General features: G+C 47.4%; 14 protein-coding genes. 3 read left to right on the top strand and 11 right to left on the bottom strand.

What is annotated here, in order from left to right; all coding sequences use genetic code 11:
• Window positions 1-105: 105 nt before the first annotated feature.
• The 8 genes from ABW391_RS15790 to ABW391_RS15755 all read right to left on the bottom strand — a co-directional run bounded on the left by ABW391_RS15790 (window position 106) and on the right by ABW391_RS15755 (window position 9,925).
• The gene (locus ABW391_RS15790) at window positions 106-2,838 is read right to left on the bottom strand and encodes a C45 family autoproteolytic acyltransferase/hydrolase (RefSeq protein ID WP_353482858.1); all 2,733 of its coding nucleotides are present in this window, start codon (window positions 2,836-2,838) and stop codon (window positions 106-108) included.
• Window positions 2,839-2,895: 57 nt separating this feature from the next.
• Window positions 2,896-4,140: an alpha/beta hydrolase-fold protein gene (locus ABW391_RS15785; RefSeq protein ID WP_353482857.1), complete on the bottom strand. Its 1,245-nt coding sequence runs from the start codon at window positions 4,138-4,140 to the stop codon at window positions 2,896-2,898.
• A gap of 110 nt (window positions 4,141-4,250) precedes the next feature.
• Window positions 4,251-4,724, bottom strand: a complete 474-nt coding sequence (locus ABW391_RS15780) for a YybH family protein (protein ID WP_353482856.1) — start codon at window positions 4,722-4,724, stop codon at window positions 4,251-4,253.
• A gap of 65 nt (window positions 4,725-4,789) precedes the next feature.
• Entirely contained in the window at window positions 4,790-5,299 is a 510-nt protein-coding gene (locus tag ABW391_RS15775; RefSeq protein ID WP_353482855.1) for a YybH family protein, read from the bottom strand.
• A 52-nt stretch (window positions 5,300-5,351) separates the two neighbouring features.
• The gene (locus ABW391_RS15770; protein WP_353482854.1) at window positions 5,352-6,632 is read right to left on the bottom strand and encodes a DUF418 domain-containing protein; all 1,281 of its coding nucleotides are present in this window, start codon (window positions 6,630-6,632) and stop codon (window positions 5,352-5,354) included.
• A gap of 53 nt (window positions 6,633-6,685) precedes the next feature.
• A complete protein-coding gene (locus ABW391_RS15765) occupies window positions 6,686-7,984 on the bottom strand; it encodes a DUF418 domain-containing protein (RefSeq protein WP_353482853.1) in 1,299 nt (432 codons plus the stop codon).
• A 55-nt stretch (window positions 7,985-8,039) separates the two neighbouring features.
• Window positions 8,040-9,365, bottom strand: coding sequence for a DUF418 domain-containing protein (locus ABW391_RS15760; protein ID WP_353482852.1), 1,326 nt, complete (start codon window positions 9,363-9,365; stop codon window positions 8,040-8,042).
• A gap of 41 nt (window positions 9,366-9,406) precedes the next feature.
• Entirely contained in the window at window positions 9,407-9,925 is a 519-nt protein-coding gene (locus tag ABW391_RS15755; RefSeq protein ID WP_353482851.1) for a hypothetical protein, read from the bottom strand.
• A gap of 168 nt (window positions 9,926-10,093) precedes the next feature.
• Here ABW391_RS15755 and ABW391_RS15750 point away from each other — a divergent pair, with 168 nt between their 5' ends.
• On the top strand, window positions 10,094-11,650 hold the full coding sequence (locus tag ABW391_RS15750; protein WP_353482850.1) for an AAA-like domain-containing protein: 1,557 nt from the start codon (window positions 10,094-10,096) through the stop codon (window positions 11,648-11,650).
• 7 nt (window positions 11,651-11,657) lie between these two features.
• Here the strand turns inward: ABW391_RS15750 and ABW391_RS15745 are convergent, their stop codons facing one another.
• On the bottom strand, window positions 11,658-14,636 hold the full coding sequence (locus ABW391_RS15745) for a tetratricopeptide repeat protein (protein ID WP_353482849.1): 2,979 nt from the start codon (window positions 14,634-14,636) through the stop codon (window positions 11,658-11,660).
• A gap of 259 nt (window positions 14,637-14,895) precedes the next feature.
• On the opposite strand from ABW391_RS15745, the gene ABW391_RS15740 reads away from it, so the two are divergent.
• Window positions 14,896-15,540 (top strand): response regulator, encoded by a 645-nt coding sequence (locus ABW391_RS15740; RefSeq protein ID WP_353482848.1) that lies wholly within the window; start codon window positions 14,896-14,898, stop codon window positions 15,538-15,540.
• A 1-nt stretch (window position 15,541) separates the two neighbouring features.
• Here the strand turns inward: ABW391_RS15740 and ABW391_RS15735 are convergent, their stop codons facing one another.
• Window positions 15,542-16,951, bottom strand: a complete 1,410-nt coding sequence (locus tag ABW391_RS15735; protein WP_353482847.1) for a sensor histidine kinase — start codon at window positions 16,949-16,951, stop codon at window positions 15,542-15,544.
• A 148-nt stretch (window positions 16,952-17,099) separates the two neighbouring features.
• On the opposite strand from ABW391_RS15735, the gene ABW391_RS15730 reads away from it, so the two are divergent.
• Window positions 17,100-18,311, top strand: a complete 1,212-nt coding sequence (locus ABW391_RS15730) for a nuclear transport factor 2 family protein (RefSeq protein WP_353482846.1) — start codon at window positions 17,100-17,102, stop codon at window positions 18,309-18,311.
• A 78-nt stretch (window positions 18,312-18,389) separates the two neighbouring features.
• On the opposite strand, the gene ABW391_RS15725 is transcribed toward ABW391_RS15730, so the two are convergent.
• Window positions 18,390-21,125, bottom strand: coding sequence for a CHAT domain-containing protein (locus tag ABW391_RS15725; protein WP_353482845.1), 2,736 nt, complete (start codon window positions 21,123-21,125; stop codon window positions 18,390-18,392).
• Window positions 21,126-21,133 lie beyond the last annotated feature (8 nt).

Genomic DNA, 21,133 nt, shown 5'->3' with positions numbered 1-21,133 from the left:
TGGTTAGATTTTTTTATATTTGGCCAAAACCAGTACAAAAAGACCAGTTTTGGCCAGATATATTTTTATGCAAAAATTGACCTTTCACTCGTTCCTATCCAGAAATCAATGCCTTTTTTTCTGCTTATGCTTGGCCCACAAAGTAACTTTTGCATACACCTTGTCTAAATTGGGCAGCAGCACTTTTCGGACAGGGTAATTGTCGCTTTCAAATGAAAGGACATCGCTGCCCGGCGGCACTGTGATGTCGAAATACCCGTTTGCATCAGCATAGACCCTGGTTTCCGTGCCTTCGATGCGCACACTGGGGCGATGCACACGCACAGCATATTTATCTCCTGCGATGTTTTTACCTGTGATGCTGCCGCTCACGTGGATAGGCGCAGTGCGCTGGAAGGTCTTTTTGGGCAGGTAGAAAGTGTTGACAGACGCAAACAGGACGTTCAGTGTGTCTGATGCAGTCAGGGGAAAAATTTCAGTACCGAACCCTCCGTCGCCGTCAATCTCCAATGTCTGCGCAGACAAGGGCACCTTTAGCGAATATTCGCCATCGAAACCTACAACGTCGCCTGTGTAGGTTCCGGTGGTCGGGTCTTTGGCTCTGACACTCGCCCAAATCATAGTGCGCCCTTCTTCATCTACCACGGTTCCACGCACGATGCGCCAGCCGTCCTCAACCGCCAGCTTTTTTCCCGTGCTGAAACGCACTTCCCAGTACTCCGACTCGTCGGGCGGGCCGGCGGTGATTTGCAGTTCGGGGTTGCTGGTGAGGGTCATCACTACGGAGGCGAAGGTGCCGCCCCAGGTGCTGAAGGTGCGGCAAACGGGGTTATTCGGGTCGTCTTTGGCGCGCAGCGCGGCTTTGAGGTCGGCGTCTTTGATGGTGGGAAGTGCGGCCACGCGGCCCTGTACGGAATTCAGCCGGATGACGCTGTTGCCGCTTTCTGAGGCCTTGTACCAATCTTTTAGGTCGTCGTTGGCGATGGGGTGATTGGTGTGATAGACCGTTCCGTTGGCGTTTTGGGGGTCAAAACGCACGACTTTGTTGGCCGAGGCTTCAAAATCATACACTTCGTCGCGGATGCCGATGATGTAGTTTTGCCCGGAAGCGTGCGGCACAGTTTGGATAAAATTCAAGACCTCGGTTTTGTCGGTTTTGGCGAGGATGCCACGCACGACAAAGGCGACGGGCAGACCCACAGGCGCGCCTTTGAGTTGCATGAGGGTATTCATACAGGCTCCGACGCCCGCTTCGTTAAGACCGTTCAGCGCGATGAGGCCCGGATGACTGAGGATGAGTTGTTCAGGATTTTTGTCGGTTTTGGCCAAGTGCAGCAGCACCTGAAAGCCGTCGGTGTAGCCTTCCAAATCCATGTTTTGGGCAATGTAGGCGGGGTTTCCGTTGCGGGCAGGCACACCGATGCCGCTGCAATGGTGTTTTTCCTTGGCATCTTGCCACACCCAAAATTCGTCGAGCAGGTTGAGCGCCATGATGTCGTTGAAAGCCTGCCCGGAGCCATCGGCGATGCCGCGCACTTCTTCGTAGAGTTCGGGGGTCCATTTTTTGATGGCGTCGTCGAAGCGGGCGTATTCAAAAAATTCCCGCACCACCAGATCAGCGGGTTTGTTCATTTGTTTTTCCACGTTTTTTTTCCATTTCGCCACAACTTGTTCTATCTGTATTTTCAATTCATGGCCGTGTTGCAGGCCGAGGGCGTAGCCGCTGCCGTTGAGGTTTATTTCGTAGGGGCGTTGGAAGAGGAAGTGTTTTTCGGTCACCAAGGCTGCTATTCGGCTGGCTGCATCATCGGGAGCGTTGCAGGTGCAGTTGGAAAAAACGGCCACGAACACATCCTCCTTGGGCAGGTATTTTTCTATCGTCAAAAAACCGTTGATACCGCCGCCGTGCTCGATGCTTGGGCTGCCTTTCACCTCGCCCAAAAACCAGCCGTAGCCGTAATCCGTTGTTATGCCGTTGTTAAGTTTGTAGGGCGTAAAAGCTAGGTCGAGGGTTTCTTTTTTTACCAATTTGTAGGCGTGTACGGCCCGATGCCAGCGAAACAAATCCTCCACCGTGGATTGGATGGAACCCGCCGCATAAGGCTGGGTCATGCTCATATAATCGGCATTTTCTACGCCGTTTTCACCTTTTTGGTAGGCTGCCGCAAGTTTTTTGATGATTTTTGTATCGTTTCCGTAATAGGAGTTGGTCATACCGAGCGGCTTAAAAAAGACCTCTTCGAGGTACTGCGGGTAGGTTTTGCCGCTCACTTTTTCGATGATGTCACCCAGTAGGAAATAGCCCGAATTGTTGTACTTCCATTGGGTGCCGGGCGCAAAATCCATGGGTTGGTTTTTGAAAACGGCGATCAATTCCTCCGGTTTCATGTCCTTGCGCATGTTGCTTTCAAAATCCTCCATTTCGGTATAGCTCTTGATGCCTGAGGTGTGGGTCAGCAGGTGCTCGATGGTGATGGTATGCCCCTGCATGGGGTAATCGGGAATAAACCGCGTGATGCTGTCTTGCAGCGACAATTTGCCCTGTTCCATCAATTGCAGGATGGCAATGGCGGTAAATTGTTTGGTGATGGAGCCGACGCGGAACACCATATCAGGCTGCATGGGCACGTTGCGCTCCAGATCAGCCATACCGAAGGCTTTATGATAGATGATCTTGCCTTTTTCGGCCACCAAAACCGCTGCGCCCGTGCCGTCGGCCTTGTATTGATTGGAAAGGAGTTTGTCTATTTCATAGCTGGTGAAAGGATGCAATTGTGCGTGCGCACTGGGGAGAAGGGTTACCCATAAAAGACCTAGAAAGATGATGGTATTTTTCATGTTGCAATGCATTTTAATGCCAAAAGAGTTTGAATATTGAGAACACAGGAAGGAGATTTACTCCTGTTTTTTCGCCCCTTCCAAATCCGTCAATTTTTTCCTCGATCCTTCATTTTCATTGATGGCTAAGGCTTTTTTCAATTGAATAATCGCATTGGCCTTATCGCCTGTGGCGATTAAATAATCGGCGTAGGAATCATAGACATTGAAACTTTCAGGGTAATAATCCACATTGAGTTTGAAAAGACTTCCAGCCGTTTTATAGAGCTTTCTACCCAGAAAATCATAGCCCATGTAATTGATTTCCATTTCATCAGGCTTCATGGTAAAGCCCATTTTTTTGGATAGGTTGGCATAATGGTTCTGAAATTTAATCGCCAAAGCACCTGTTGAATCTGTAAAATCTTTCATGCCGAATTTCATAGGAAAATTATCGAAGAAGAAGCGCAAAGCATCGTATTCGGTAATGAGTGGTGCGGAACCGTGCGTATCATCGGCGTAGTATTTACCCCGATATTTTAAGCCATTTTGCTTGTTTTTTTCAAAAGCGGCTTGCAATGCCAAGATGGAACGGATATGTTTTGTTGCTTCCGACGTATCTTTTTGCACTTTATTTATATCCATGCCATCTTCCATCGTATTGGCAATGCCCAGATACAAGGATTTCCCTTCAAACTTCTTTTCAGCTAAAGCCTTTTGCGTTTGTTTCAAGAGTTTTTGCTTGTCCCACCACATACTTGGGTCAATGCAGATGTAGGAGTTGAACAAATGATTGTGGTGTGTAAAAGTTTGCATCACCGCCAAACCGCCAAATGAATGCCCAATGAGCATTTTGTAAGGTGCGGTCGGATATTTTGCCTCGATGTACGGCATCAATTCCTTTTCGATAAAAGCAATAAATTTTTCGCCGCCGCCCGATGTTTTAGAGAAGGCACTGTCCATCATCATAGCTGGGTCGGCATCAATATGAGTTGGTGTCAAATCCCTGGTTCGGTCGGTATTGGGGATGCCCACTACGATCATTTTAGGACACATCGTATTGCCATTGATGGTACTCAATTGTTGAATCATACCGACAACAGATGAAAAATGTCCGTCGCCGTCCAATACATACACGACGGGATATTTTTGGTTGGCACCACCATCAGGAACATGCACCCAAATCTTTCTGTTTTCGCCCAAAATAGTAGATTGAACACTGTCTATTTTGCCGATAACGATGCTTTCTCTTTCTACTTTCCCTTGAGAAAAAGCAAGCATTGCCAAAAGGCAAAAAGTGAGGAATAAGCCTATTTTTTTCATGTTGAAAACTTTTTTTATTGTTGAAAATTAGAGAAAATAGGGGGAGGGTACTTTGAGTTTTGAGGGACGAGTTTCGAGTTGTGACTAACTCAAAACTCATCCCTCAAAACTTACTTCAATGCCAGCGTATCCGTATTCCACATGCCGTGTGTAGATAACCACTTGCCGTCTGCGCCACGTTTGAGCAATTCGGTGTATTTGCCTCTTTCTACTACGATTGTTCCATCGGGCATTTTGATCTTCATTTGCAAACGCCCGATTTCGTAACCCAGGTCGCCGTTGCTGCCTGTTTCGGTGGTGGCTACCTCAGCGTCAAAAGCGCCTGCGGCAATGGCGCCTTCCCAATACTTTTGAATATTGGCTCGTCCTTTTACGGGAGCTTCGTTGGGAGGAAGAATGGTTGCGTCCTCTGTGTAGCAGTTGGCTGCGGCTACTGCGTCTTTTGCATTCAATGCCTTTACAAAGTCTCGGTTCATTTGAGACAATTCTTCTGCGGTGGCCGCTTTGGGTTCAGGCGTTTGCTGGCAGGCGGCAAACAAAAAGGCATAAATGCTCAATGTGGCTAAAAAATTGATTTTAAACATGGTGGTGTTGTGTTTAGTGAAAAAATCTAGATTATTTTATTGTTTTTTGTAAAACACACCTGTTTCTACTTCGCATCGTCGTTGCTAATGTCCCGGATGGTTAGCCATTTACCATTGCGTTTTTCCCAGACAGCCATGTATTTGCCTGTATAAATCACCTTTCCAGTGCTATCAGTTTGGGTGGTTTTTCCGACTTCCGTCACGCGGCTTTCGTCGCCGTACAAGTCCAAGGTTTCAAACACGGTCTTGGCGTTTTCCTTGCGTCTTGCCATCTCCGCTTCCACGCCTTTTTGGATGTCAGCTTTGCCCACGAGCATCGGTAGGTCGTCGTTCATGCTGATCGCATCGTCGGCATAAAAGCCCACAATCGTGGCGACATCTTTTGCATTGGAAGCGGCCGCCCAAGCATCTTCAATGGCTTTTATTTCGGCTTTGATTTTCGCCATGTCGGGCTGAGCAACTACCGTTTCGGCTGCTTTTGTAGCGGCATCATTTGCCGGTGCATTGCAAGCGACTGTAAAAATGGATAAGGCAATACACGTTGCCATGAATGAGAAAAAATTATTTAATTGCATGGTAAGAATTTTGGTGTTGTAAATGAAAGATTTAAAGTGGTGTTTAGCAAACTTAGGACGCGGTCGAAACAATGTTAGGAACTGAAGCTTTTCTGCGCATCGGCTGCAATTTCCAATAGGTCAAGCTCCGCCATAGCCACTCCATAGGGCCATAATTAAAGTAGCGAAGCCATAAGGTGCTGATCAATATTTGGCAAGAGAAAAGACCAATGCCAAAAAGGGTCAAACCAGCAGTTCCAACCAGCCCTCCATAATTCAGGCCAGCGGCCAAAAAAACAAATTGGCAAACCAGCGAGTGTGTCATGTAATTGCTGAAGGCCATTTTTCCAACTGGTGCAGTGATGGACATCCATTTTTTTCCAAAACCAGTTTGAAAGCATAGCATAAAAGCACCCACGTACGCCAAGGCCAAAGGCACAACGCCCAGCGCATAAGCAATGGTTTGATAAAGGCCGTTCCGCTTCAAGTCATAATAATCAGCTCCAAAATAGTGGGTAAAATGTGCCAAAAAATAGTTGGCAGGCAAACCAATGAGCATCCCCAAACCAATGACCCAATAGACCACTTTTCTATTTTGAGTGATGTTTTTGTAAAAATTGGAACGCCCCAATACAAAGCCAATCAAGAACATACCGAATACTTTCGGGATGCGGCTGACAAAAAACAAGTACGAGAAGCGGTAAAATATACCTCCGATATTTGCTTTTAAAATGTCCCACCAGTTGGTTGATGCCCACAAAGGCCCAAAATCGGCAGTGTTGCTTTGTCCGGTTATTTTTTGGATCACACTTCCGCCTATTGTGGTCAAGATGTTGGCAGGCGCATTCAAGACAGGCCATTGCAATTTGGCAGCGTACAACACAATGGGCATGAGGATCAGCACTGCACCTGTGATCAAGAGCGTCTTATCCGAAAACCGCCTAAACGGCAGCAACAAGAACCCCAGCAGGGCATAAAACAGGACAATATCACCCGTCCAGATCAGGATATGCACAAATCCGAGCAGCAACATAAAAAGCAAGCGCCGTCTGATAATCGGCATCGAATCGCCTCCTTTGTTGATTCCTCTTTTTATTTGTAGCGCAATGCCCCAACCAAACAATAAACTGAAAATGGAATAGAATTTCCCTTCAATAAAAATGGTGTACCAGAAGTCGAGTTGCTTGTCCAGTTCAGGGAGCAAAAACGGGCTGGCTTCAACTTTATTCGCCCCCCAGCCCAAGCCGCCCGCCGTCAGGTTGGCGATAAGGATGCCAAAAATGGCAAAACCTCGGAGTATGTCCATGAAAACTTCACGGTCGTTGTTTTGAATCGGTGCGATTACGCTCTGCATCTTAATCCTTTGTTGATTGAAAAATAACCTGGTCATCTCCGTGCGAAATAGGACTACCGCTTCATCGGCTGCATTTTCCAATAGGTCAAACTCCGCCACAGCCATTCAAGGGGGCCAAACCGGAAATACTTTAACCAAATTGGACTGACAATCAATTGAAAAGTCCAAATGGCAAAAACGATGTAATACAACTCATACCGCTGCAATTTGCCGAATAGCGCAAAGCCAAATCCTAAGAAAATGATATCGGTGATGAGGGTGTGCATGATGTAATTGGTAAAAGCCATTTGCCCCACTGCGGCGAGCGATTTTTGCAAAAAAAGCAACCGACCTGATTTGACAAATAACATAATGAGCGCAATATGCCCACAAGTGGTGGCAACTCGGCCTATATCATACGTAAGTGAGGTACGAGAAAAGGCGAGAATATCAAAATGATGCGCCTGGATGTAGCTGGTTTCAAGATAATTGGTGGTAATTCCGATGGCATAACCAATCAAAGCCATGACTAAATAATAGCGATTAGATTTGGCGGCTTTCAAAATGCCATTTTTCAAAAAAGCCATCCCTAAAAGCATCATCGCCAAGATGTCCCAAATATCATAACGGTACAAATACAAGGATTCAATGACTTGATTGATGGGCGCACGGTACATGACGATACTAAAATAGCCCTTGGTTCTTTCCTTGGTTTCTTCTTGGATGCGTTGAGGCGAAGGCTTATCTTCTTTTACTTTTTCATCCCATTTTTCAATGGCTTTTGTTTCCAGCTTGGTCAATGTTTGGCCATTGCTTTTTTTGATTTTTGCTGCCGCCGCCGTTGCTGCCGTTTTGTGCAATTGATAATCATCTTTCACATTCAACGCAGTAGCAATAACAAAAAGAACAGTCGCCGCAATAATCAGGTGTTTAGGATTCAAGTGTCGAAAACTAAAAGCAAACATCCCCACGATGGAATAAGCGTACAATATTTCACCTGACCATAGCAGCAAATAGCAATGAATCACTCCAAAAAGCAACATCCAAAGCAATCTGCGGAAGTACAAATCGGTCACCAGTGAACCTTCGCTATATTTAGACTTGCCACCAATAAATAGTAGAATTCCGGCTCCAAACAACATGGAAAACATGCCACGCATCGTGCCTTCAAAAAATAGGTTGGTTATCCACCAAACCGTCAAATTCAAACCGGTTGCTCCTCCAGAATTGGTTGGATCGCCATAAGCTTTGAACAAGCCCATACCCGTAATATTCATCAATAAAATACCCAACAGGGAGACCCCTCTGATAATGTCCATCGAGGAAATACGCTCGGTGGCAGCAGTGGGTTTTAACATTGCTTGCGCGGTCATAAATTGTTTTTTTATAGATATTGAATTGGCAACGAGAAAAATGCGGAGGGCACCTTTACCGCTTCATCGGCTGCAACTTCCAATAGGTCAAACTCCGCCACAGCCACTCCAGCGGACCAAACAGGAAGTACTTCAACCAGATCGGGCTGATAATCAACTGTATCGCCCAGATGACCAGCACGACGAAATAGATCTGGTAAAACTCCAGCTCGGCATAATAATTCAAGCCATAGCCAAAGAAGAATAAAGTGCAGATAATCGAATGCGAGATGTAGTTGCTCAAAGCCATACGCCCCACTGCGGCCAAACGACGGCACAAGCCCTGGGCTACGCCCGATTTGGCCAACAGAATCAAAGCCGAAGCATGCCCCAAAACCAGCAGAATACGTTGGAATGGATAAATCAGTTCGACCCAATTGATGGACATTTGCTCCATGCGGGCGAGGTTGGCTTCAAGTGTGGAAAAATGATGAAAGTTGTAATATTGGGCATACAGCACCAGGGGCAAGCCCAAGCCGTAACCAATTTTCAAAACCTTCCAATAGTTCTTTTCCGACCAAGCACCCGTGAGAAAACCCCACTTGAAAAGTGCTAGCCCCAGGAGCATTAAGGCCAGAGAATCCCATACCGCAAAGAGGAGGTACTTGGTTTGCCCGTCCCAAGCCAGGGGCCGCAAGTGACCCGCTACGGTGGCGTAGTCCGACTTCATTTTACGGGTGTTTTCTTTGGCGTCTTCGCGATTGGGGATCATGGTCTTTTCCACTTCACGCCACTCTTTCAATGCCTTGCTTTGGGCTGTAGTTAGGGTTTGGTTTTGGCTTTGGGCGGTAGTTGCTTCTACATATGCGATGCGTTTTGTACGGATGTTTTGGTACTGGATGGTTCCAGCCACAAAACTCACGATGGCCACAATCGGCACGGCCCATACCAGGTATTTGGCCGCTACGTTGCGGAAGAGGTACAGGATCATGCCGCAGACAGCGTAGAGATAAAGAATCTCACCTATCCACAAAATGAGGTGGGCATGAATCAGCCCGAATAGCAGCAGCCAAAGCATTCGGCGGTAATACAAGGCATGTACGGATAGCCCTTTTTCTCCTTTGTTGGCAATGAACAAAAGCACCCCAGCACCGAAGACCATGCCAAACATGGCGCGCATCTTGCCTTCAAAGAAGATGCTGATGAATTCAAAGACCCAGAAATTAAGGCTGCTGGGGTCGTTGCTGAACTTTTCAAAAGCGTGATCGGGCATTGAGAATCCCGCGATGTTCATCAGCAGGATTCCCAAGAGGGCGAAGCCCCGGAGGATGTCGATGGTTTCGATGCGCTGTTTTTCCGCGACGGGGGCGGCAATGGCCATCGTTTGAGTTGTTGATGACATGTTTTTTTGATTTTAGGTGAACGAGAATTCAAAATATCTGCTCAATCCCGAGTGTTGACTATCCGCTGCCCGCAGAACTTACATATCGAAGTGCGCTGTGCTGGATAACCGGTGGTTCGATAAACGTAGGCAAAAGCAGCTGGCTCCTGATTGGCCAGGTGATGTGGGCATCCGCTTTGCATATGCGCTTGTGTAAGGTCTGATGATGCAGCATGCATCTCCTGAGCTACCCCACAACTGCTGCAAAACATGCCCATGCCCACTACCAAAAAGAGGAGCGTCAGCAAGTAGTTGCTGCGATTGGCTTGCTTGGGGCGATTCGACTTTGCGCTTTCCTTAAATACGTAATACACCAGTACGATAGCCAGCAGAGCAACCCCAGCGGTTAAAGCCAGGAGGATGTTTTGTTCAAGCGAACGGACGGTAGTGGATAGGTCCATCTGGGCCTGTTGCACATTGCCGAATGAGGCCATAGTTTGTGCGGAAAGTGTAGTTAATCCTGTCAATAGGGTACAGGAAACAATAAGAGCAGCGTTTTTGATGAAGTTTTGACGTAGCATGGCTTGGTGTTTTAATGAGGTTAACTGATCAACCAATGTTTAATCCTTAATTGCGGCTTGCTCGAGGGAGGTAAGTGGGAGAGGTAGATTTTTTTTGAAAATAAATTATGAGCCATTCTGCTCACCGCTTTTGGAAGTATTCTGTCCCAAAAAATCTATCTTTGTACCATGAAAAGATTTTTCAATACGACTGGTTTTTGCAACCCTAAATACCACTATATGGTGGATCCACTGCGGGGGATTGTGAAGGAGTTGTATGCGTTGATCGAAAAAGCGCAATATTTTGTGATTCATGCACCCCGGCAAACGGGCAAAACGACCTTGTTGCACGCGCTGGCGCACCAGATCAATGGGGAGGGCAAATACACCGCTTGCGTGATGTCGGTAGAGCAGGCGGGTGTGCCGAGTTTTGGAGAAGAAATTGCCAATCTTCGCATGGTCAATGCTTTGTATGCGATTTCGGACCGCTTTTTGTCTGAATCTGAACGCCCACCCACCCCCGTTCATCCTATCTCTTACCACGATTACCTGAGCAGTTGGTCAAAATCCCAACCCAAACCCATCGTCCTACTCATTGACGAAGCGGATTCGCTTTGGGACGACGTAATGGTGTCCTTCCTGCGCCAATTGCGCGACGGTTTTCAGAATCGTTCGCAGGGTTTCCCACAATCCATCGCATTAGTGGGCTTGCGCGACATCCGCGAATACCGCCTCAAGGCAAGAAATGACAACCCCTCACTGGGCGCTGGTTCGCCCTTCAATGTCAAGGCTGAATCCTTCTTTCTTTCCACGTTCAGTTTTGAGGAAGTAAAAAGCCTGCTTGAACAGCATACCGCTGATACTGGGCAACATTTTTCGAAGGCGGTGATGGATAAAATATTCGAGTTTTCGGGTGGACAGCCCTGGCTCACCAACGCGCTGGCCAACGAAATCGTCGTCAAGATGCTCGGCGAGGATTTTACACAAACCATCCAGCCAGAAATGGTGGAAACTGCCAAAGAACGCCTCATCGCAGCCCGCCAGACCCACTTGGATAGCCTTGCCGACAAACTCAAGGAAGACCGCGTACGCAAGGTGGTCATGGCCATCGTGAGCGGCGACGCGCCGCTCTACGACGACTGGGACGACAGCTTGCGTTATTGCCGCGACCTGGGCCTCATCAAAAATACCCGTGGCGAGGTCGTTTTCGCCAATCCGATCTACCGCGAGATCATCACCCGCGTGCTCAACAGTTCTTTTGAGGGCATCATGATCGGGCAGGAGATATACCAGACTCCATTTTACGTGCGCCCTGATGGTTCGCTGGATATGGACAAGTTATTCAAAGAGTTTCAACGATTTTACCGAAAAAACAGCGAACACTGGCTTGGCCGTTTTCAATACAAAGAGGCGGGTCACCAGTTGCTACTGATGGCGTTTTTGCAGCGCGTGGTCAACGGCGGCGGTCGAATCGAGCGCGAAATGGCAGCAGGTAATGGACGCACCGACCTGGCCGCCTTTTGGAAAGACCAGGTTTTCGTCATTGAAATGAAAATCAAGCGCGACAGCAGCACCCGAGAAGAGGGCCTCGATCAACTCTGGGCTTACATGGATCGCCTCGGCGAACAAAATGGTTATTTGGTACTTTTTGAAACCAAAACCAGCGAGGAAATACCCTGGGAGAAGCGCATCAAGTGGGAGGCCGTCACGCACAAGGGCAAAGACATCACGGTGCTGGAAATGTGACAATCCATCACTCCACCAACACGAAGCCCGCCCACTTAAACGCCTCGCCACTATATCTCCCCCGCAGTTCCGCCTGCGTAGCCCGAAACGCTGCGGGCACCGCCATCCTCCGCTCTAACCAGTGTTTGTAAAAAGCCGTCATAAACACCTGGGTCTGAAAATCGGGCACTTGCCACAGCGACATGATCAGGTACTTCGCGCCTGCAATCTTGAAGGCGCGTTGCAAGCCATACACCCCTTCGTTACCCACAAGATCGCCAAGGCCCGTTTCGCAGGCGGAAAGCACCACGAGTTCGGTATTGGCGAGGTTCATCTGGCTGATTTCGTAGGCGGTCAGGATGCCGTCTTCCAGGCCGGGGCGCAGGGGGGTGCCTGTTTTCCAGGCGTGATTGCTGCCCGCTAGCATCAGGCCGGAACGGATCATGGGGTTGTCGGAGACTTTGAAGGTTTTTTCACCAATGTCTTGCTCGCCAACTGGCTTCAACTCTTTTGGATCGGGAAAGAAAAAGCCGTGGGTAGCTACGTGCAGGATGCGCGGTGATGGGCTGCCCTGACCCAGGGCTTTGAAGGATTCTTCGGTGGCTTCGGTGCCTTTTTTCAGGGTGGGCACAATGCCTTTGCTTTTCATCACATTGGCGGCGGCGCTGATTTCTACTTCTGTCCAGCGGAGGTAGTTCCAGTTTTCACCGCGCAGGGTGGAGTCGTTTTGGCTAATATCGGGGCCGCGCCGGGAAGCCAAATCTTCGGATTTTGCGGCCGCATCAACAACCACCATGGGCGTAGTATCGTATTGGATGCCGCCGTAGAGTTGGGCGGTAGCGCTTTGCTGGGTGCTGGGCACGGGTGGAACAACCAGTTGGCGGGTACTACCCAATGTGCTCAGGCGGTGTTTTTCGGCCAGGGTTTTGCCGTCGGGCGTGGGGATGGCGCCTAAATTGATGCGGTGCAACAAGCCGGAGGGCGAGCAATAGGCGGTGGTTCCTTGGGGCAAGGCTGCGCCGATGGGCTTCCAGATTAAATCGTAGAGTTGGTCGCCTTTTTTTGCGGTGGCATAAAGGTCGTTGTAAAAAGAGGCTTGTGGGCTGCCTTCAGTTTTCAGTAGTGCGGCGAGTTGTTTTTCTTCAAAAAGGGGGATGAATTTTGGGGAATCCTTGCCCGGCAAAAGGAGGAGCGCAGCGTACAGCGTACTGTCGGTTTGTTTTTTGTGATAAAAACGATAGCTGACAAACTCGATCGCTGCTTCGCCGGGTTTCAATGCTGTTTGAACTTCCTGCCATTTGACTTGCCGCAAGGCTTGGCCAAAACCTGCCACCGTTCGGGCAAGGTCTTTTTCGAGGTCGTTGGCTTTGGCTTCCAGATCGGCTATGCCTGTATTATTGCGGTCGGCGATGGGCTGGGCATACTGGGCGGCGAGGCGGCGTTCGTAGGATTTAAGCAGGTTGAAATTTTCGGCGGCAGCCGGGTTGGACAGGGATAAACGTCTAAGTTGTCCCGCGGTCTGGAGTAGGAAGCCCTTGTAAAACAAAGAATTGTCAAAACAGGCTGCTGTTGCTTTTTTACTGGTGGACAGTTTTACAAAAGAGAGGGCTTGATCTTGGCTTTCGGAAAATTTATTCAGGTACTTGCCCAATTCGCGCTCAGAGAGATGGCGTATCGCTTTTTCCAACAGGGCTTGATTCGCCTGCGAACATTCGATATAGAAGGACTCGGCTTTTTCGTACTTGTTGGTGGCCATGTAAAGGATTGCGAGGTTGCCCAAGCTTTCGGCATAGTCCGGATGTGCTGCCCCCAATGCTTTTTCCCGGATAACTTTTGCTTGAAGGAAAAGTGGCTCAACCATTTCGTATCTGCCCATGTCAAGATAAAGAAGTGCCAAGTTGTTCAGGCTTGAGGCATATTCAGGATGTTCTTTTCCTAGTTTTTTTTCCCGGATGGCAATGGCTTGGAGGTAGAGTGGTTCAGCTTTTTCATAGTTGCCCATAATCCAGTAAAGCATTGCGAGGTTATTCAGGCTTAGGGCATAGCCGGGGTGCTCCTTTCCGAGTGTTTTTTCCTTGATTGTCGTGGCTTCCAGGTAGAGCTGTTCGGCTTTTTCATAACTGCGCATGGCCCGATAAAGAATCGCGAGGTTGTTCAGGCTCACGGCATAACTTGGGTGCTCTTTCCCCAGTATTTTTCCCTTAATCGCTATGGCTTGGAGGTGGAGCTGTTCGGCTTTTTCATAGTTGCCCATGGATCTGTACAGGCTTGCCAGGTTGTTCAGACTTTCGGCATAATCGGAATTGTCTTTGCCCTGTACCTTCTCCCGGATGGTTTTGGCTTCGAGGTAAAGTATTTCGGCTTTTTCGTACTTGCCCATATCCATGTAAATGAGCGCGAGGCCGTTCATACTGGCTGCATAATCGGGATGCTCCTTGCCTCGCACCTTTCCAAAGATTTCTCTGGCTTCAAGTAGCAGCAGTTCGGCTTTTTCGTACTTGCCTATATCCTGAAAAAAGAGTGCCAGATTGTATAGGCTGGCGGCATAATTAGGGTGCTCTATACCCAATGCTTTTTTTCGGGTTTCCATTGCCTCAAGGTAGAGTGGCTCGGCTTGGTCATACTTGCCCATGGATTTATAAAGAATGGCCAGGTTATTCAAGGCTCCGGCATAATCGGAGTGTTGCTTTCCCAATACTTTTTCCCGAATGGCGATGGCTTCGAGGTACCACTTTTCGGCCTCTGGGTTGTCCCTTTTAAGGGCATTCACCCTGCCCCGATTGAAAGCGCAATTGCCATATGCTGCTGATTCTTTTCCCAGTTTTTCGAGGGCCAGTTTTTCAGCGGCAGCATTCACTTCGAGGGCTTTGTCAAATTCCCGCTTATTGCTAAGTGTACGCGAAACCTGGATGAGGCTATCCACCCGCCGCAGCGCCACCGAATCCACCGTTTGTGCACTCAGCAAACCGGTGATCAGGCACAAAGCCAGGCATAAGAAGTTTCTCATCGTTGGATTGATTAACAGGCTGTGGTAAATTACCGATTGATGAACTTAAAGGTAAGTGTTTTTGTAAAACTCACTCCACCAACACAAAGCCCGCCCACTTAAACGCCTCGCCACTGTACTTCCTCCGCAGTTCCGCCTGGGTAGCCCGAAACGCCTCGGGCACCGCCATTTTCCCTTCTAGCCAAGCCGTGCAAAATACAACTAAAGTCTGAGGCATAACGCGCGCATAAAAAACTAATTTTGCACAAAACAAGTGAAAATGCCCATTTCTATTGCCATTGTTGAAAATGAAGCGACCTTAGCCCACGCCTTGCAGCTTACCCTTCAAAATACGGAAGACTTGATTTGCACCCAAGTTTTTGGAAACGGCGAAGACGCACTTGTCCATTTACCACAAAATCCTCCCGATATTGTCTTGATGGACATAGACTTGGGCCAAGGGCGTATGACGGGCATCGAATGTGTGGCGCATTTGCAAACGCTCTGCCCAAACACTCAATTTATGATTTTGACCATTTTTGAAGATCACCAAAAGGTGTTTGAAGCGTTGGGTGCGGGGGCTTTGGGCTATGTCTTAAAATCATCATCACCCGAGCATCTGATTGCTGCAATTCGGGATTTAAGCGAGGGGGGAGCACCGATGAGTCCGTCTATTGCGCGAAAAGTGGCCTTATCTTTTGCAAAAACAGGTGAAATATCCCCAACGCCAGAAGCCAATATTCTGACTACAAGGGAGAAAGAAATCATCGAATTAATAGCCGACGGTCGTATGGAAAAGGAAGTAGCTGCGGAGTTGTTTATCAGTATAAAAACTGTAAAAACGCATATTTCAAATATTTATACCAAGCTACAAGTGAGGACAAGGGTAGAGGCGTTGAATAAGTATTTTGGAAAAAGGATTTAGGTTATTGGTTTATTTTCAAATCCAAAACTACTTCCGCCTGCCCTTCGGTAAAAAACGTTGCGGTCCCCACCAATTGCTGCATCCTATTGTGAATGTTCTTCAAGCCGTTTCCTCCTTTTTGAATCGCTTTTTCATAATCAAAGCCTTGGCCATTGTCTTTTATTCTAATTTTTAATTCGTTGGCATTTGTTTCTACCAATATATCAATTCTTTCCGTCTGAGCGTATTTAGCAGCATTGTTCAAGGATTCTTTGACGCATAAAAACAGATTTCGTCGAACATCGCCCGATAAATGCCAATCGGGTAAGGGCTGTGTAGCATGAACAATGCAATCTAAGTGATGAATGTCGCCAAATTCCGCCGCATACCGCCGCATAAAACTCACCAAACCCAGTAGGTTATCGGATTCACTGTTGACCGACCAAATAATTTCCCGAATGCGTTGATTGATGTCGCTGCTCGACTGGGCGATGTGTTTGACCTCCGTTTCAATGTTTTTACTGAGGGGGGCGGTTTGAATGTAATTGGCCAATAAGTTAATCGCACTCAATCCTGAGCTCACATCATCGTGCATATCTCGTGCAATTCGATTGCGTTCGATGGTAACGGCTTGGAGCGTTTCGTATTCAAATTGCTTTTCTTTCAACTCAATTATTTCTTCGGTACGGTCTTTTACCTCTTTTTCTAATTGACTGGTAAATGTTTCTTGTAATTTTCTCTTTTCTATTTCAGTTGAATGCGCTTTATAACTAAGCCCCAATGCAAAAAACAAGGATTCAAGTATGACGGCTATATAAGCATAAGTCAAAGGAACGAAATAAAAGAGAACCTCATCAACACTTAGATTCGAAGAATAGGCTGGAAAAATAGAAAAATACAATGCTACCAACATGAAAAATAGAAAGACAGAATTTCCATAAACAAAAAAATTGGCTAATGGATTGTTTAATTTGGCGGTTTTTACTATTGCAAAAACAGAAACACCAATAAGAAAAAGTCTAATAATTAAAAAGGTGGTAAAAATAATATTTAATGGCGTTTTGATAAAAAAATTGGCTAAAACCCATGACACATAAAGAATCACCACAGGAATTGCCAACTTAAATACACGGTAAACCTTTGGGGCAAGTTCTTTTAGATTTAAGAAAAGAATGATAAAATAAAAATAAAAAACATAAGCTCCAATTTGAAATGCAATTCTTAAATAATTTACTCTTAACATACCAGCAAGGTCTGTTTCGCTCCACCCCAATTTACTGATTACAAAAAATAAAAGAAAACAAAAAAGGTAAATAGCATAAAAAAAATACGCTTTGTCTTTGTAAAGTAAAGAACGAAATAACATATACAACAGCATCATCAGTATCATACCGATTGACGTTTGGGCAAAAATTTGATATTGTGAACCCATTGATTATCTGTTTTAGCTACTTGAATCCTCGATTTTGCTGAAACCCTATTCTGCGAAAATACAACAAAAGTCCTATTGTCTTGCAGTTCAGAACATTTGACCTTTGTTGCGTATAAACTAATTTTAAAACTCCTAATTATCACCAATCATGAAAAAACTCCAGTTGACACTTCTGTGTCTCAGCCTTTGTATTGCCCCAATCGTAGCGCAAAGCCCCTTCGAAAAACTCTACAAGCCAACACTTGACGCCTATCAGAAAAATCCACACAAAGTTTTTCTGGAACTTGCCGCCGATGACTTCGTTTTGATTTCGGGTACAGGGGTGATTGCCGACAAAGCCACAACCGCATTGTTTTTCAGGGACGTTAAAACCGTTGATATGAGTTTTACGAACCAAAGGATCAAAGAAATTGGTAAAACCGCTATCGTTACTGGTCACGAACACTCAGTTCGGCACTATGAGAATGGGACACCTGACCAAATTATTGATTATTTGTTTACTTCAACCTACGAAATCAGAGGTGATAAACTCGTTTTGCTTTCCACCCAACACACCCCTGTAGCGCCCAATCCAGTAACGGAACAAGAAACCATTAAAACAATGTTGCGGCAAGAAACGATTGATGCTTATGCCGCCAAAGATGTCAACAGTTATTTTGCCCAAGTGCCTCATTTGTTTCGCGGTTGGAATACGCGTACAGGTTACGAAGTTGACATGAGTTGGGACGCCATCAAAAAGAAAAACGAATCGGCTTTTAACACCAATCCGCGCAAAATGGAGCCAATCAACGAAAACTTCACCTTCAAGTTTTACGGGGCCGATGCCTGCGTTGTGACTTACGACCAATATTTGTACGGTAAAGAAAATGCTGCCATTCCTTCCAAAGAAATTCGGGTATTGGAAAAACAAAATGGTAACTGGAAAATCGCAGGTTTGTTGGCAATGTGGGATTATTCGGGCAATAATTTCGAGCAAAATAATGTACGCAAAACCATCGAAGCCGAAACCAACGCTTATCACGCGGGTGATGTCGCAGCCTTGAACAAACAATGGGCTTACAATCTTAGCTACGTTGAACGTCAACAAACCTCTCTAAAAACCACTGCGGGCGCGGCCTATTTCAAAGGTGATGCCTTGCGCTCCTTCGGCGATGCTTTTGCAAAAGTGCACAAACCAACGGGGCAAACCTATAAAATATTGGACTATGAAGCGCATGTCGGCAGTACCAACGCATGGGTAACTTACACCCAGGAAACCTATAACCCTGACGGCAAAGTCGCCTCAAGAACCCGTGAATTGCGCATTTTGGAGCGTGTGAATGGCTGGAAAATCGTAGCAATGAGCAATGTTGAGCTTTAAGAAGCTCGGCATTTAAAGGAGATTTTCAGGGGTACTCAACCACCAAAGTTTAGTACCCCTAAAAATTTTAAACATAACTCACTCCACCAACACAAAGCCCGCCCACTTAAACGCCTCGCCACTATACTTCCCCCGCAGTTCCGCCTGCGTAGCCCGAAAGGCTTCCGGCACCGCCATCCTCCGCTCTAACCAGTGTTTGTAAAAAGCCGTCATAAATACCTGCGTTTGAAAATCGGGCACTTGCCACAGCGACATGATAAGGTACTTCGCGCCTGCAATCTTGAAGGCGCGTTGCAAGCCGTACACCCCTTCATTGCCTACCAGGTCACCAAGGCCCGTTTCGCAGGCGGAGAGTACCACCAGTTCGGTATTGGCGAGGTTCATCTGGCTGATTTCGTAGGCGATGAGGATGCCGTCTTCCAGGTCGGGGCGCAAGGGTTTACCCGTTTTCCAGGCGTAGTTGCCCCCCGCCAGTACCAAGCCGGAGCGGATCATTGGGTTGTCGGATACTTTGAAGGTTTTTTCGCCAATGACCTGCCCCTCTCCCGGCTTGCTTTCTTTGGGGTCGGGAAAGAAAAAGCCGTGGGTAGCTAAGTGCAGGATGCGCGGTGAGGCGCTGCCTTGACCCAGGGCTTTGAAAGATTCTTCGGTAGCTTCTGCGCCTTTTTTCAAAGTAGGCAAGATGCCTTTGCTTTTCATCACGTTGGCAGCAGCACTGATTTCCACTTCGGTCCAGCGGAGGTAGTTCCAGTTTTCGCCGCGCAGGGTGGAGTCATTTTGGGCGATACTGGGGCCACGCCGGGCAGCCAGGTCTTCGGGTTTGGCGGGAGTATTGGCGGCTAAGTTAGGTGTGGCGTCATATTGGATGCCGCCGTACAGTTGAGCAGTAGCACTTTGCTGGGTGGTCGACACCAATGGAATAACCAACTGTCGGGTACTGCCCAGCATGGTCAGGCGGTTTTTTTCGGCCAATGTTTTGCCGTCGGGTGTGGGGATGGCACCCAGATTGAGGCGGTGCAGCAGGCCCGAGGGCGAGCAATACACGGTCGTGCCTTGCGGCAAGGCGGCGGCGATGGGTTTCCAGATCAAATCGTAGAGTTGGTCGCCCTTTTTGCCAGCGGAGTAGAGATCATTGTAAAAAGTGGGTTGCGGGCTGCCCTCGGTTTTGAGGAAGGCGGTGAGTTGTTTTTCTTCGAAGAGGTGGATGAATTTTGGCGAGTCTGTACCAGGCAAAAGAACAAGCGCAGCGTAAAGTATGCTGTCGGTTTGTTTTTTTCGATAAAAACGGTAGCTGACAAACTCGATTGCTGCTTCGTTGGGTTTCAAAGCCGTTTGAACTTCCTGCCATTTAACCTGCTGCAAGGCTTGGCCCCATCCTGCTACGGTGCGAGCAAGGTCTTTTTCAAGGTCATTGGCCTTGGTTTCTAATTGGGCCACCAGAGCGCTATCCTGTTTGGCAATGGGTTGGGCATACTGAGTGGCCAATCGGCGGTGGTAGCCTTTCAGCAGGATGTATTTTTCAGCAGCGCCCTCATCCGAAAGGGCCAATTGTTTGATCCGACCTACGGACTGGAGCAGAAAACCCTTGTAGAAGAGGCTGTTGTCGTAGCAGACAGGAACCATTTTTTTACTGGCGGCTTTTTGAGTGAATGAAAGGGTTTGGTTCTGACTGAGCGAATTGTTGGAAAAATTATCTAAGAAATCGTTCAATTCACTTTCGGAAAGGTGGTGTAAGGCTCGTTCAACAATACGCCTATTAACCGAGGACAGTTCAAGTAAGAATGGTTCGGCTTTCTCGTATTGGCTCATCACACTATACAGATTCGCTAGGTTATTCAGGCTTGCGGCATAATCGGGATGTTCCCTTCCTAGGGCTTTTCCCCAGATGTTTTTGGCTTCAAGGTAAGGCGGTTCGGCTTTTTCATACTGACCCATCATTTCATACATAAGTGCCAGATTGTACAGACATTGGGCATAATCGGGGTGTTCCCTGCCCAGGGCTTTTTCCCGTATGGCTTTGGTTTCAAGGTAGTATGGTTCGGCTTTCTCGTATTGGCCCATCATACTATATAGATTCGCCAGGTTATTCAGGCTTGCGGCATAATCGAAATGTTCCTTGCCCAGGACTTTTTCCCGGATAGTTTTGGATTCAAGGTAGAGTGGTTCGGCTTTATCATATTCGCCCTTTCTCCGGTACAGTGCAGCCAGGTTGTTCAGACTTGACGCATAATCGGGATGTTCCCTTCCCAAAGCTTTTTCACGTATGGCTTTGGATTCAAGGTAAAACGGTTCGGCTTTATCCAATTGGGCCATTTCCTGGTACAGAATCGCCAGGCCGTTCAGGCTTTGGGCATAATCGGGATGTTCCCTTCCTAAAGCTTTTCCACGTACGGCTATGGCTTCAAAGTAAAGCGGTTCGGCTTTATCGTATTGGCCCATGATCCGGTACAGCAAAGCTAAGTTGTTCAGGGTCAAGGCATAATCGGGATGTTCCCCTCCCTGGACTTTTCCCTGAATGGCTATGGATTCAAGGTACCATTTTTCGGCACCTGGATAGTCTCTTTTGGCATACAATATTCTACCGTGGTTAAAACAACAACTGCCGTAGGCTGCTGACTGCTGCCCCAGCTTGTCCAGTGCGATTTTTTCTGCTACTTCATTAACGTCGAGGGCTTGTTCAAAGTCCCTTTTGGCAGTAAGCGTAAGGGAGACTTTGATCAAACTATCCACCCGTCGCAGCGCCACCGAATCCACCGTTTGCGCACTCAGCAAACCCGTGATCAGGCAAAAAGCCATACATAAGCAGTTTCTCATAGCAAAAT

Origin of the sequence: Haliscomenobacter sp. (assembly GCF_040403615.1) — a bacterium.
Lineage (GTDB): Bacteria > Bacteroidota > Bacteroidia > Chitinophagales > Saprospiraceae > Haliscomenobacter.
This window is presented reverse-complemented; position numbering and strand designations above follow the sequence as displayed.